A 12,298-nucleotide genomic window follows, 5' to 3' on the forward strand; every position below is an offset into this window, starting at 1 on the left:
CAATCGCGCCCCATGCCTTTCTTTGCTCCCGTGTGGCGGCGCCTGCGCGCCGCCCTGGGCCTTTGCCAGGCCCTGCTCTGCCTCCCCGCCTTCGCCACTGACGCTGCCCCCTCCGATCCCGCGCCCATCGCGCTGGACGCGCGCCGGGCCACCATTTCCCTGGACGGCCGCAGCCAGCAGCTGCTGGACCCGACCGGCGCCTTGGGCATCGACGAGATCGCGGCGGGCCCCCCCGGCCTGAGCTGGCGCCTGCGCGGCGCGGACGAGCGCGTGGTGCTGTCGGGCCAGACCGCGCTGTGGCTGCGTTTCGACGTGCTGATGCGCGACACCCAGGCGCACTGGGAGCTGGAACTCGCGCGCTCGGGCACCGACGCCATATCGATGTACTACCGCGACGCCCACGGCCAGTGGCGCGTGCAGCGCGCCGGCGACCGGCTGGCGGTGAGCGACTGGGCCAACCCCGACCGCTACCCCGTGTTCAGCCTGGACGTGCGCCCGGACGAAACGGTGCGCTACTGGGTGCGGGTGGAGCACGCGCGCGTGCCCTTCTCGGGCGTTTTCCAGCTGCACGACCACAACACCCTGCGCGAGCAGCGCATCCACCAGCAGTTTGTCCTGGGCGCCTATTTCGGCATGGCCTTGCTGCTGACGGTGGTGGCGCTGGTGAACATGGCGGTGTTCCGCGACGCCGCCTTCGCAACCTACGCGATCTACATCAGCCTGCTGGGCCTGAGCATGGCCGCGTCCTTGGGCGTGGGCGGACAGTTCCTCTGGCCGAATCTGGTGCGCTGGAACCAGGAGGCGGAGTTCATCCTTCTGCCCCTGATGGGCCTGGTGGGCCTGATGTTCGTGCGCCAGGTCGCCCAGCCGCGGCGCATCGGGCGCACCCTGGACCGGCTGAGCCTGGCGCTGTCGGCGGCCTGGCTCATCGGCGTCGTGTGGGACCAGTCGCAGCCCAGCGCCTTGAGCCTGCAGGTCTTGAGCGCGCTGGGCACCCTGTCCATGCTCACCATCGCGGCCATGCTGGGCATGGCGTGGCGCAGCGGCGAGACCTGGATCCGCTGGTTCGCGGTGAGCATGGTGCCGGTCCTGCTGGCCTCTACCCTGCCGGTGCTGCGCAATTTCAACCTGTTGTCGTCGAGCTTCCTGTCGCAGTACGGCATCGTGATCGCCGCGGCCATCGAGGCGCCCTTGCTGTTCTACGCCCTGCTGATGCGTTCGCGGATTCAGCACGAGACCCAGGCCCGCGCCCATGCGCTGGAGCGCACCGAGCCGCTGACCGGCCTGACACACCGGCCGCATTTCCTGCTGCGCCTGCACGACAGCCTGGTGCGAGCCCAGCGCTACGGCCACCACAGCGCCCTGCTGCTGGTGCACCTGCACAACCACGCCGAGATCGCCGCCCGCCACGGCCGCGAGGTCGCCGACCGCGCGCTGGTGATCGCCGCCTCGCAGTTGCGCGCGGTGGCGCGCGACGTGGACACGGCCGCGCGGGTGGACGACGACAGCTTCGCGCTGCTGATGGAGGGCCCGGTGAAGCCCGATCAGGTGCTGCACACGGCCACCAGCCTGCTGGCCAATGGTCTGCGCCTGTCACCGCGCCTGCCCGCGGGCACCACGCTGCGCCTGCGGATGGTGGTCGCGCTGCTGCCCGATGCCGACGGCGAGCTCGCTCAGGATGCCGCCGCCCACCTCGAGTGGATGCGCCAGGGCATGCTCACGCTCAGCGAAGAGCCGCGCAAGGCGATCCTGCGGCTGAACTTCTGAGCGCCGGGGTTCAGCTCTCGCGGCGCAGCGCGGGGAACAGGATCACGTCGCGGATGCTGGGGCTGTCGGTCAGCAGCATCATCAAGCGGTCGATGCCGATGCCGCAGCCGCCGGCGGGCGGCATCCCGTACTCGAGCGCGCGGATGTAGTCGGCGTCGAAGTGCATGGCCTCGTCGTCGCCGCCGTCCTTGGCGTCCACCTGGGCGTGGAAACGCGCGGCCTGGTCCTCGGCGTCGTTCAGCTCGGAGAAGGCGTTGCCGAATTCGCGACCGGTGATGTAGAGCTCGAAACGCTCGGTCACCTCGGGTCGCTCGTCGTTGGCGCGCGCCAGCGGCGAGATCTCGGTCGGGTGCTCCATGATGAAGGTGGGGTTCCAGAGCTCGCTCTCCACCTTCTCCTCGAAGAACAGCACCTGCAGCGAGGCCAGGCTGCGCTTGGAGAGCTGGTCCTTTTCCTCGTTGAGGCCGAGCTTGCGCAGCTGGCCGAGCAGCCAGTCGGCGTTGTCCACGTTCGCGCCCGCGTCGGTGTACTTGACGATGGCGTCGCGGATGGTCAGTCGCTCGAAGGGCGAGTCGATGTCGACCGCGCGGCCCTGGTAGCTCACCTCGCCCTCGCCGCGCACCGTGCGCACCACGTGTCGGATGAGCTGTTCCGAAAAGTCCATGAGGTCGCGGTAGTTCCAGTACGCCGCGTAGAACTCCATCATGGTGAACTCGGGGTTGTGGCGCACCGAGATGCCTTCGTTGCGGAAGTTGCGGTTGATCTCGAACACGCGCTCGAAGCCACCCACCAGCAGCCGCTTGAGGTACAGCTCGGGCGCGATGCGCAGGAACATTTCCTGGTCGAGCGCGTTGTGGTGCGTGACGAAAGGCTTGGCGTTGGCACCGCCGGGGATGGGGTGCAGCATCGGCGTCTCGACCTCCAGGAAGCCGTGCGACACCATGAACTGGCGCAGCGCCGTGACGGCCTGGCTGCGCGTGACGAAACGGCGGCGCGCGCCCTCGTCGGTCATCAGGTCCACGTAGCGCTGGCGGTACTTGATCTCCTGGTCGGCCACGCCGTGGAACTTGTCGGGCAGCGGGCGCAGGCTCTTGGTGAGCAGGCGGATCTTGTCGGCGTGAATGGTCAACTCGCCGGTGCGGGTGCGAAACAGCGTGCCCTCGGCGGCCACGATGTCGCCCAGGTCCCAGTGCTTGAAGGCGTTGTGCTGGGCCTCGCCCACGCTGTCGTTGTTCAGGTAGATCTGGATGCGCCCGCCGCTGGGGCCCAGCGAGGCGTCCTGCAGCGTGGCGAAGCTGGCCTTGCCCATCACGCGCTTGAGCATCATGCGGCCCGCCACGCTGGCGCGCACTGGCGTGGCCTCCAGCGCTTCCTTGCTGCTCTCGCCATGGGCGGCGAACAGCGCGGCGGCGTTGTCCGTGGGCTTGTGGTCGTTCGGGAAGGCCACCCCCTCGCCCCGCTTCTGGCCCTCGCGCAGGGCCTTGAGCTTCTCGCGCCGTTCGGCGATCAGCTGGTTCTCGTCTTGCGCCACGGGGGCGGCGGTGTCGGGGGTGTTGGCTTGGCTCATGAAATGAAAAGCGGGTTGGGCGCCTGAATGGCGCGCAACCCGCGATTGTAGTTTTGCGACGGAACCCGCCGCGCCGCGGGGCCTGAGACCTATTCGCCCAGGTACGCCGCGCGGACCTTCGGATCGGTCAGCATCTGTTTCGCGTCACCGCTCATGATGATCTCGCCCGAGTCCATCACGTAGCCGCGGTCGGCGATCTGCAGGGCGCGGCTGGCGTTCTGCTCCACCAGCAGAATGGTCACGCCCTGCGCCGACACGTCGCGCACGACCTCGAAGATCTTGTCGACCATGATCGGCGACAGACCCATGGACGGCTCATCGAGCAACAGCACCTTGGGCTGGCTCATGAGCGCGCGCGCCATCGCCAGCATCTGCTGCTCGCCGCCGCTCATGGTGCCGGCCAGCTGGTCCTTGCGTTCCTTCAGGCGCGGGAAAATGCCGAACATGCGCTCGATGTCCTGCGCGATGCCGGCCTTGTCCTTGCGCACGTAGGCGCCCATCTGCAGGTTCTCGGTGATGCTCATGCGCGTGAACACGCCGCGACCTTCCGGCACCATGGCCAAGCCCTGCTTCACCAGGTCCCAGGCGCCCTTGCCCTTGATGCTTTGGCCCAGGTATTCGACGTCGCCCGCCTCCATGGCGAGCGAGCCGGTGATGGCCTTCATGGTGGTGGTCTTGCCCGCGCCGTTGGAGCCGATCAGCGTGATCAGCTCGCCCTCGCGCACTTCGAGGTCGATGCCCTTGACCGCCTTGATGCCGCCATATGAGACCTTGAGGCCGGCGACCTTGAGTAGTGTGTTTGCCATGCTGTTCTCCTGCCGACTCAATGCCCGCCCGTGCCGAGGTAGGCCTCGATCACCTTCGGGTCCTTCTGCACCTCGGCCGGCGTGCCGGTGGAGAGCTGCTTGCCGTAGTCGAGCACGGTGACGCGGTCGCACAGGCCCATCACGAGCTTCACGTCGTGCTCGATGAGCAGGATGGTGCGGTTGTCCTGGCGAATGCGGTCGATGAGTTCGCGCAGCTGGACCTTCTCGGTGGCGTTCATGCCGGCGGCGGGCTCGTCGAGCGCGATGAGCTGCGGGTCGGTCGCCAGGGCGCGCGCGATCTCCAGGCGGCGCTGGTCGCCGTAGCTCAGGGTGCGCGACTTGTAGTCGGCGAACTTGCCGATGCCCACGTAGTCGAGCAGTTCCTTCGCCCGCTCGGCGATCTCGCGCTCCTCGCGCTTGAAGCCGCCGGTGCGCAGGATGGCACCGAGCAGGCCCGAGTGCGTGCGCACGTGGCGGCCCACCATCACGTTTTCCAGCGCCGTCATTTCGGCGAACAGTCGGATGTTCTGGAAGGTGCGCGCGATGCCGGCGCGGGCCACCTCGTGCACCGCCGTGGGCGTGTAGGGCTTGCCGGCCAGCTCGAACGTGCCGCTGTCGGGGGTGTACAGGCCGGTGAGCACGTTGAAGAATGTGGTCTTGCCCGCGCCGTTGGGACCGATCAGTCCATAGACCTGGCCGCGACGGATTTCAATGCCCACGTCGCTGAGGGCTTGCAGGCCGCCAAAGCGCTTGGAGACGCTGGCGACTTTCAGGATGGTGTCTGTCATGCCGCGCTCCTCACTTGCTCAGGGACTTGCCGTGTTCCGGTGACGGCCACAGGCCCTTGGGACGCAGCAGCATGATGACGATCATGGCGAGCGCGATGAGCAACTGGCGCAGGATCTCGGGCCCCAGGCGGCCATCGGTCATGGCCGTGAGCGGGTGCGCCACGTGGCGCAGCAGCTCGGGCAGGCCCGCCAGCACCAGGGCGCCGAGGATGACGCCCGGGATGTGGCCCAGGCCGCCCAGCACCACCATCGCGACGATCATCACCGACTCCATGAGGATGAAGGACTCGGGGTAGACGCCGCGCATGAACGAGGCGAACAGCACGCCGGCAATGCCGCCGAAGGTGGCGCTCATGCCGAAGGCCGCCAGCTTGAGGTTGCGCGTGTTCAGGCCCATGGCCTTGGCGGCGATCTCGTCCTCGCGGATGGCCATCCACGCACGGCCGATGCGCGAATCCTGCAGGCGGTAGGCGATGACGATGGCCAGCACCACGAAGAACAGGATGAGGTAGTAGTACAGCGTGACCGACTGGAAGGTGTAGGAGAACCCCCCGATATCGATCGACAGGCTCTGGCTCATGCGGTGCCCGAAGACGCTCACCGCATCGACGTTGGTCAGGCCTTTGGGGCCGTTGGTGATGTTGATCGGCCGGTCAAGGTTGAGCATGAAGATGCGCACGATCTCGCCGAAGCCCAGGGTCACGATGGCCAGGTAGTCGCCGCGCAGCTTGAGCACCGGAAAGCCCAGGATCAGGCCGGTGACGCCGGCCACGATACCGGCGACCACCATCACGATCCAGAAGTTCATGTGCAGGCCGTTGGGGAAGGTGGCGGCCAGCCAGGCGAAGGTGTCGGTGAGGTGCGGCGAGGCCAGCAGGCCGTAGAGGTAGGCCCCGACCGCGAAGAAGGCGATGAAGCCGAGGTCGAGCAGGCCGGCGTAGCCCACCACGATGTTCAGGCCCAGGGCCAGCAGCACGTAGAGCAGCGCCACGTCGACGATGCGCACCCAGGAGTTGCTGCCGGTGGCCTGCAGCGCGAGGGGCAGGATCAGCATCAGCGCCGCGATCACCAGGAAGGCGATCAGCTTGACGGGTTTGGCGTTCAGCATGAGGTCTCTCCCGTCACGTCAGGCGCGGTCCGCCACGCGCTCGCCCAGCAGGCCCGAGGGTCGCAGGATCAGCACGAAGGCCAGCACGATGAAAGCGAAGATGTCGGTGTACTGGCTGCCCAGGAAACCGCCGGTGAGCTTGCCGAGGTAGCCGGCGCCCAGCGACTCGATCAGGCCCAGGGCCACGCCGCCGAGCACGGCGCCCGCGAGGTTACCGATGCCGCCCATGACCGCGGCCACGAAGGCCTTGAGGCCGGGCATGAAGCCCATGGCGTGCTGCACCGTGCCGTAGTTGGACGCCCACATGATGCCGGCGATGGCCGCCAGCATGGCACCGATGATGAAGGTGGCGGAGATGACCACGTCGGGCTTGATGCCCATGAGCGCCGCCACGCGCGGGTTCTCGGCGGTGGCGCGCATGGCGCGGCCGAGGTTGGTGCGGTTGACCAGCCACATCAGCAGCGCCAGCACGATGACCGTGGTGGCGAGGATGGTGATCTGGGTGATGGAGAGCACGGCGCCGAAGAAGTCGATCGGCTCGCGCGACAGCGTGGCGGGATAGGACTTGGGGTTGGGTTTCCAGATGATCATCGCCAGCGTCTGCAGCAGGATGGAAACCCCGATGGCGGTGATCAGCGGCGCCAGGCGCGGTGAGTTGCGCAGCGGCCGGTAGGCCAGTTTCTCGATGGTGAAGTTGAGGGCCGCGCAGACCACCATGGCGATGGCGGTGGCGATGATGAGGATCATCCAGCCGGCCATGTCGGGCGAGGCCTCGCGCATGGCGGTGATGATGGTCCAGCTGGTGAGCGCCCCCACCATGAGCACGTCGCCGTGGGCGAAGTTGATGAGGCCGATGATGCCGTACACCATCGTGTAGCCCAGGGCCACAAGCGCGTACATGCTGCCCAGCACCAGTCCGTTGAGGATCTGCTGTAGCAAGACTTCCATGAAAGGTTCTCCGTGGTTTTTGACCGCGGGGGTGCTGTTGCCGCGCCCCCCGTTTCAACCTAGCAAAAAACCCGCCAGAGGCGGCCTGGATAAGGCCGGGGGCGGGTCGGTGGTGCGCGATTGTAGCGAGGGGTATCCACGCACAGACTGGGTTGACACCCCTGAAATTCCAGGGAAAACCCGGGTCAGCCGTGACGGTATCAGTTCGTCTGAGGCCCCATCAATCCGCCTGATGGTTGAGGCGGCGCAGCTCGCGCAGCTTCTCGCCGATGCGGATTTCCAGGCCGCGATCGACCGGCTCGTAGAAGACCGGCGGCGCCATGCCCTCGGGGAAGTAGTTCTCGCCAGCGGCGAAACCACCGGCCTCGTCGTGCGCGTAGCGGTAGTCCTTGCCATAGTCCAGCGACTTCATCAGCTGGGTGGGCGCGTTGCGCAGGTGCAAAGGCACCGGCCGGGTGCCGTCGCGCTTGACGAAGGCGCGCACCTGATTGAAGGCCTTGTAGACGGCATTGGACTTGGGCGCCACCGCCAGGTAGACCACGCACTCGCCCAGTGCCAGTTCGCCCTCGGGCGAGCCCAGGCGCTCGTACACCTCCGCGGCGTCCAGGGCCAGGCGCAGCGCGCGCGGGTCGGCCAGGCCGATGTCCTCGGCCGCCATGCGGATCAGCCGGCGCGCCACATAGCGTGGGTCGACACCGCCATCCAGCATGCGCACGAACCAGTAGAGCGCGGCGTCGGGGTCGGAGCCGCGCACGCTTTTGTGCAGGGCGCTGATGGTGTCGTAGAACTGCTCACCGCCCTTGTCGTAGCGGCGCATGCGCTCGCCCAGCACGCGCAGCAGCCAGGTGTCGGTCACGCTGTCCAGTTGCTCGCGCCGGGCCGCGACGGCCAGCGTTTCCAGGGTGTTGAGCAGGCGGCGCGCGTCGCCATCGGCGTAGGCAATCAGGCGGTCGAGCGCGGCGTCCTCGATGGCCGGCACGGCATCGATGGCGCGGGCCTTGGCCACGATGGCGCGCAGGTCGTCCTCGGTGAGGGGCTGCAGCACATATACGGCCGCGCGCGACAGCAGCGCGGAATTCACCTCGAACGAAGGGTTCTCGGTGGTGGCGCCGATGAAGGTGAACAAGCCGCTCTCGACGTGCGGCAGGAAGGCGTCCTGCTGGCTCTTGTTGAAGCGGTGCACCTCGTCGACGAAGACGATGGTGCGCTGCGGATGCAGGCCGTCGCGCGCGGCCTGGGCCTGCTCCACCGCCTCGCGGATGTCCTTCACACCGCCCAGCACCGCGCTGATGGTGATGAACTGCGCGTCGAACGAATCCGCCATGAGGCGCGCGATGGTGGTCTTGCCCACCCCGGGCGGGCCCCAGAGGATGCAGCTGTGCGGCTGCCCCGATTCGAAGGCCAGGCGCAGGGCCATGCCCTCGCCCAGCAGGTGCTGCTGGCCGATCACCTCGCCCAGCGTGCGCGGGCGCAGCCGCTCGGCCAGGGGGGCGTGGGTGTTGGGAGCGGTCGCCACGCCGTCGGTCAGTTGCGGATCACGTCGGCACCGACCGGTGGCTCGAAGCGGAAATCGCCCGGTTTCAGGCCCGGGCTGGCCTGCCAGCCCTTGAACGTGAGCTCCGAGCGCTGGCCCAGGCCATCCACGATTTCGAGCACCGCGAGCTGGTTGCCTCGCAGGCCGATGCGCACGCGCTGGAGCTGGCCGTCGCGGGCCTTGGGCAGGGCCTCGACCCACTGCAGGCCGTCCTTCTCGGGCAAGGCCTTGAAGTCGAAGGCCGCGCGCAGCGCCGTCAGGTCGCCGCCCGAGGCGATCAGCGCGGCCGGCGTGCTGCCCAGCGCGTCCTTCTGGGCGCGCACGCTCACCTGGTTCAGGTCCACGTCGTGCAGCCAGAGACGCTGGCCGTCGGCCACGATGGTCTGCTCGAAAGGCTTGGCGTACACGAAGCGGAAACGGTCGGGGCGCAAGAACTCGAAGCGGCCCGTGCTGGTGCGCTGGCGCGGCGCGGCCTCGCCCGACTTTTTCGGCGAGGTGACCACCTGGGTGAAGTCGGCGCGCGCGCTGTCCACCTCACGCAGGAAGCTGTCCAGGGCGCTCAGGCCATCGGCGTGCGCAGGCCCGGCCAGGCTCAGCAGCGACACGGCAGCCGCCGTCAACAGGGTGCGAATGTTCATGGCCATGTGACCCCAGGACGGGCGGCGAGTTGCATCATTCCACGCGCCCGCCGACCAGGATGTCGCGCTGCCCGCTGCTGGTGAGCGCACTCACCAGGCCGGCTTTTTCCATGTCTTCCAGCAGGCGCGCGGCGCGGTTGTAGCCGATCTTGAGCTTGCGCTGCACGTACGAGATGCTGGCCTTGCGGTCCTGCAGCACGATGGCCACGGCCTGGTCGTACAGCGGGTCCTTTTCGCCGCCGCCCCCGTCGCCGCCCTCGCCGAACATGTCACCGCCCTCGCCGTCGGCGCCGCCGCCGTCGAGCACGCCGTCGATGTAGTTGGCCTCGCCCTGCTGCTTGAGGTAGCCCACCACGCGGTGCACCTCGTCGTCGCTGACGAAGGCGCCGTGCACGCGCGTGGGAAAGCCCATGCCCGAGGGCAGGTAGAGCATGTCGCCCATGCCCAGCAGGCTTTCGGCGCCCATCTGGTCGAGGATGGTGCGGCTGTCGATCTTGCTGCTCACCTGGAAGGCGATGCGGGTCGGGATGTTGGCCTTGATCAGGCCGGTGATCACGTCCACGCTGGGGCGCTGAGTGGCCAGCACCAGGTGGATGCCGGCGGCGCGCGCCTTCTGCGCCAAACGCGCGATGAGCTCTTCGATCTTCTTGCCCACCACCATCATCAGGTCGGCCAGCTCGTCGATCACCACCACGATGTAGGGCAGCGGCTCCAGCGGTTCGGGCTGCTCGGGCGTGAGCGAGAACGGGTTGCCGATCACCTCGCCGCGCGCCTTGGCTTCTTCGAGCTTGGTGTTGTAGCCCGCGAGGTTGCGCACGCCCACCTTGCTCATGAGCTTGTAGCGCTTCTCCATCTCGGCCACGCACCAGTTCAGGCCGTTGGCCGCGTGCTTCATGTCGGTGACCACGGGCGCCAGCAGGTGCGGAATGCCCTCGTAGACGCTCATCTCGAGCATCTTCGGGTCGATCAGCAGCAGGCGCACGTCCTTGGGGTCGGCCTTGTAGAGCAGCGACAGGATCATGGCGTTGATGCCCACCGACTTGCCCGAACCCGTGGTGCCGGCCACCAGGCAGTGCGGCATCTTGGCCAGGTCGGCCACCACCGGCTGGCCGCCGATGTCCTTGCCCAGGCCGATGGTGAGCAGCGACTTGGCGTCGTTGTAGACCTGCGAGCCCAGGATTTCGGACAGGCGGATGGTCTGGCGCTTGGCGTTGGGCAGTTCCAGCGCCATCAGGTTCTTGCCCGGGATGGTCTCGATCACGCGGATCGACACCAGCGAGAGCGAGCGCGCGAGGTCGCGGCTGAGATTGACGATCTGCGAGCCCTTCACGCCGGTGGCGGGCTCGATCTCGTAGCGCGTGATCACCGGGCCCGGCGCGGCCGCGACCACGCGCACCTCCACGCCGAAGTCCTTGAGTTTCTTCTCGATCAGGCGGCTGGTCATCTCCAGCGTCTGGGCGTCCACCGTGCTCTGCTGGCCTGGCGCGGCGTCCAGCAGGTCCACCTGCGGCAGCTTGCTGTCGGGCAACTCGGTGAACAGGGGCTTCTGGCGCTCCTTGGCCACACGCTCGCTCTTGGGCACCTCGACCATGGTCGGCTCGATGAGCACGGGCACCGGGTGGTGCTCCTCGATCTCCACGCGCTCGGTCTTCACCACCTCCTCGCGCTCACGCGCGGCGGCGCGGCCGATGCGCTCGTCCTCCACCGCCTCGCGCTTCTCGCGCCGGGCCTCGAACCAGCCGTCGACCGTGTGGCCGACCACCTCGGCCCAATGGCCCCAGGAGAAGCGGAACACCAGCGGCAGGCAGGCCAGCAGGGCCGCCAGCAGCGCCAGCGCCGCCCCGGTGAAGCCCAGCCAGCGCTCGGCCACGGGCCCCAGGGACTGCCCCAGCACACCGCCCGAATGGCCGGGCAGGAGGGCCTCCAGCCGATGCAGGCGGCTCCACTCCAGCGCGCAACTCACCATCAGCAGGACGACCAGGCCGCCCCAGAAGGCCGCACGGCGCATGTGTGGCCGCTGCCACCAGCGCGGCTCGGCCGGCACGGGCGAGGGACCACGCAACCAGCGCGCCAGGCCCGAGAGCCAGGCCCGCACGCCGGCGGCGAAGCACCACCAGACCGAAAACCCGAACAGGAAATAGCTGGCGTCGGCCACGATGGCGCCCAGCCGGCCGGCCCAGTTGCGCACCTCGGGGGACGTGCCCGTGGTGCTCCAGGCCGGGTCGGCCAGCGAGTGGCTCAGCAGGGCAATCAACCAGAAGGCCAGTGCGGCGGCGCCGAGCACGAGGCCGATTTCCTGGGCGAAACGCGCGATGCCACTGGGCGCGGACGCGCCCTGCTGGTCGGCGTTGAGGGTATTGAGTGAATAGGTCATGGCGCGGAAGCAAGCCCAAGCTTACCCCAGCGCACCCCCCTGCCTCAGCCCCTCACGACAGACTCAACCGAGGGTGTTGAGCCGCTCCTTGATGATGGTGCTGCCGTCCTCGGCGACCTCGATGAAACCCCGATCCTCCAGGTCCTTCATGACGCGGCTGACCATCTCGCGCGAGGCGCCGATCATCTTGGCCACGTCCTGACGGGACACTCGCTCGCGGATCATCAGCTGGCCGTCGCGTCCGGGCTGCGCCTGCTCCAGCAGCGCGCGGGCCACGCGGCCGTATACGTCCAGCAGAGCCAGGGACTCAATCTTGCGGTCGGCCTGCCGCAGACGCTGCACCAGGCCGCGCATCACGGCATAGGCCATGGAAGAGTTCTCGGGCAGGCAGCGCGCGAACTCATTGCGGCCCAGGATCAGCACATCGGTCTGCACCTCGGCGCGCACCGTGGCCGAGTGCGGCTGGTTATCGATCAGACTCATTTCGCCGACGTAGTCGCCCGGGTTCATGGTGGCCAGGATGACCTCGCGGCCGCGGCTGTCGGTGGTGACGACCCGGGCCCGGCCGGTGAGCACGATGGCCAGGCAGTTCGATTTCTTGCCCTGCTCGACGATCATTTCGCCGCGCTTGTAGCGGCGCTTGACCACCGCGTCCGCCACCGATTCGGCCTGGGCCTGCGTGAGGGTTGAAAACAGCGGCACGCGACGGATCAGGTCGAGATTGGACAGAATGGACATGCGTGTAATCCCAGACAGCGGGGAAAAGAG

10 protein-coding genes are annotated in these 12,298 nt (G+C 68.0%); 1 reads left to right on the forward strand and 9 read right to left on the reverse strand.

Features of this window, described 5'->3' with window-relative positions; all coding sequences use genetic code 11:
* The first annotated feature begins 12 nt into the window (after window positions 1–12).
* Entirely contained in the window at window positions 13–1,767 is a 1,755-nt protein-coding gene (locus BHU06_RS18060) for a 7TM diverse intracellular signaling domain-containing protein (RefSeq protein WP_070400600.1), read from the forward strand.
* Between the two features lie 10 nt (window positions 1,768–1,777).
* Here BHU06_RS18060 and lysS read toward each other — a convergent pair whose 3' ends face one another.
* From lysS to BHU06_RS18105, 9 genes are all read right to left on the reverse strand, one after another.
* Complete coding sequence (lysS, locus tag BHU06_RS18065) at window positions 1,778–3,334, reverse strand: lysine--tRNA ligase (RefSeq protein WP_070400601.1); 1,557 nt, start codon at window positions 3,332–3,334, stop codon at window positions 1,778–1,780.
* A gap of 89 nt (window positions 3,335–3,423) precedes the next feature.
* Complete coding sequence (locus BHU06_RS18070) at window positions 3,424–4,140, reverse strand: ABC transporter ATP-binding protein (protein WP_116960593.1); 717 nt, start codon at window positions 4,138–4,140, stop codon at window positions 3,424–3,426.
* A 17-nt stretch (window positions 4,141–4,157) separates the two neighbouring features.
* Entirely contained in the window at window positions 4,158–4,928 is a 771-nt protein-coding gene (locus BHU06_RS18075) for an ABC transporter ATP-binding protein (RefSeq protein WP_070400603.1), read from the reverse strand.
* Between the two features lie 10 nt (window positions 4,929–4,938).
* A complete protein-coding gene (locus tag BHU06_RS18080) occupies window positions 4,939–6,036 on the reverse strand; it encodes a branched-chain amino acid ABC transporter permease (RefSeq protein ID WP_070400604.1) in 1,098 nt (365 codons plus the stop codon).
* A gap of 18 nt (window positions 6,037–6,054) precedes the next feature.
* Complete coding sequence (locus BHU06_RS18085; RefSeq protein WP_070400605.1) at window positions 6,055–6,984, reverse strand: branched-chain amino acid ABC transporter permease; 930 nt, start codon at window positions 6,982–6,984, stop codon at window positions 6,055–6,057.
* A 220-nt stretch (window positions 6,985–7,204) separates the two neighbouring features.
* Complete coding sequence (locus BHU06_RS18090) at window positions 7,205–8,500, reverse strand: replication-associated recombination protein A (protein ID WP_070400606.1); 1,296 nt, start codon at window positions 8,498–8,500, stop codon at window positions 7,205–7,207.
* 8 nt (window positions 8,501–8,508) lie between these two features.
* Window positions 8,509–9,156: an outer membrane lipoprotein chaperone LolA gene (gene lolA, locus BHU06_RS18095; protein WP_070400675.1), complete on the reverse strand. Its 648-nt coding sequence runs from the start codon at window positions 9,154–9,156 to the stop codon at window positions 8,509–8,511.
* A gap of 34 nt (window positions 9,157–9,190) precedes the next feature.
* The gene (locus tag BHU06_RS18100; protein WP_070400607.1) at window positions 9,191–11,530 is read right to left on the reverse strand and encodes a DNA translocase FtsK; all 2,340 of its coding nucleotides are present in this window, start codon (window positions 11,528–11,530) and stop codon (window positions 9,191–9,193) included.
* A 63-nt stretch (window positions 11,531–11,593) separates the two neighbouring features.
* Window positions 11,594–12,268 carry a Crp/Fnr family transcriptional regulator gene (locus BHU06_RS18105; protein WP_009516830.1) on the reverse strand — a complete coding sequence of 225 codons (675 nt, stop codon included), beginning with the start codon at window positions 12,266–12,268 and terminating at the stop codon, window positions 11,594–11,596.
* Between the last annotated feature and the right edge of the window lie 30 nt (window positions 12,269–12,298).

The sequence above is a fragment of the Hydrogenophaga sp. PML113 genome (assembly GCF_001777155.1).
Classification (GTDB): domain Bacteria; phylum Pseudomonadota; class Gammaproteobacteria; order Burkholderiales; family Burkholderiaceae_C; genus Hydrogenophaga; species Hydrogenophaga borbori.

Excerpts from the sequence above, each read along its gene's own strand:
- BHU06_RS18080 (WP_070400604.1), bottom strand. The coding sequence starts at position 6,036 with ATGCTGAACGCCAAACCCGTCAAGCTGATCGCCTTCCTGGTGATCGCG.
- BHU06_RS18060 (WP_070400600.1), top strand. The coding sequence starts at position 13 with ATGCCTTTCTTTGCTCCCGTGTGGCGGCGCCTGCGCGCCGCCCTGGGC.
- BHU06_RS18070 (WP_116960593.1), bottom strand. The coding sequence starts at position 4,140 with ATGGCAAACACACTACTCAAGGTCGCCGGCCTCAAGGTCTCATATGGC.
- BHU06_RS18105 (WP_009516830.1), bottom strand. The coding sequence starts at position 12,268 with ATGTCCATTCTGTCCAATCTCGACCTGATCCGTCGCGTGCCGCTGTTT.
- BHU06_RS18075 (WP_070400603.1), bottom strand. The coding sequence starts at position 4,928 with ATGACAGACACCATCCTGAAAGTCGCCAGCGTCTCCAAGCGCTTTGGC.
- lolA (WP_070400675.1), bottom strand. The coding sequence starts at position 9,156 with ATGAACATTCGCACCCTGTTGACGGCGGCTGCCGTGTCGCTGCTGAGC.
- BHU06_RS18100 (WP_070400607.1), bottom strand. The coding sequence starts at position 11,530 with ATGACCTATTCACTCAATACCCTCAACGCCGACCAGCAGGGCGCGTCC.
- BHU06_RS18085 (WP_070400605.1), bottom strand. The coding sequence starts at position 6,984 with ATGGAAGTCTTGCTACAGCAGATCCTCAACGGACTGGTGCTGGGCAGC.
- lysS (WP_070400601.1), bottom strand. The coding sequence starts at position 3,334 with ATGAGCCAAGCCAACACCCCCGACACCGCCGCCCCCGTGGCGCAAGAC.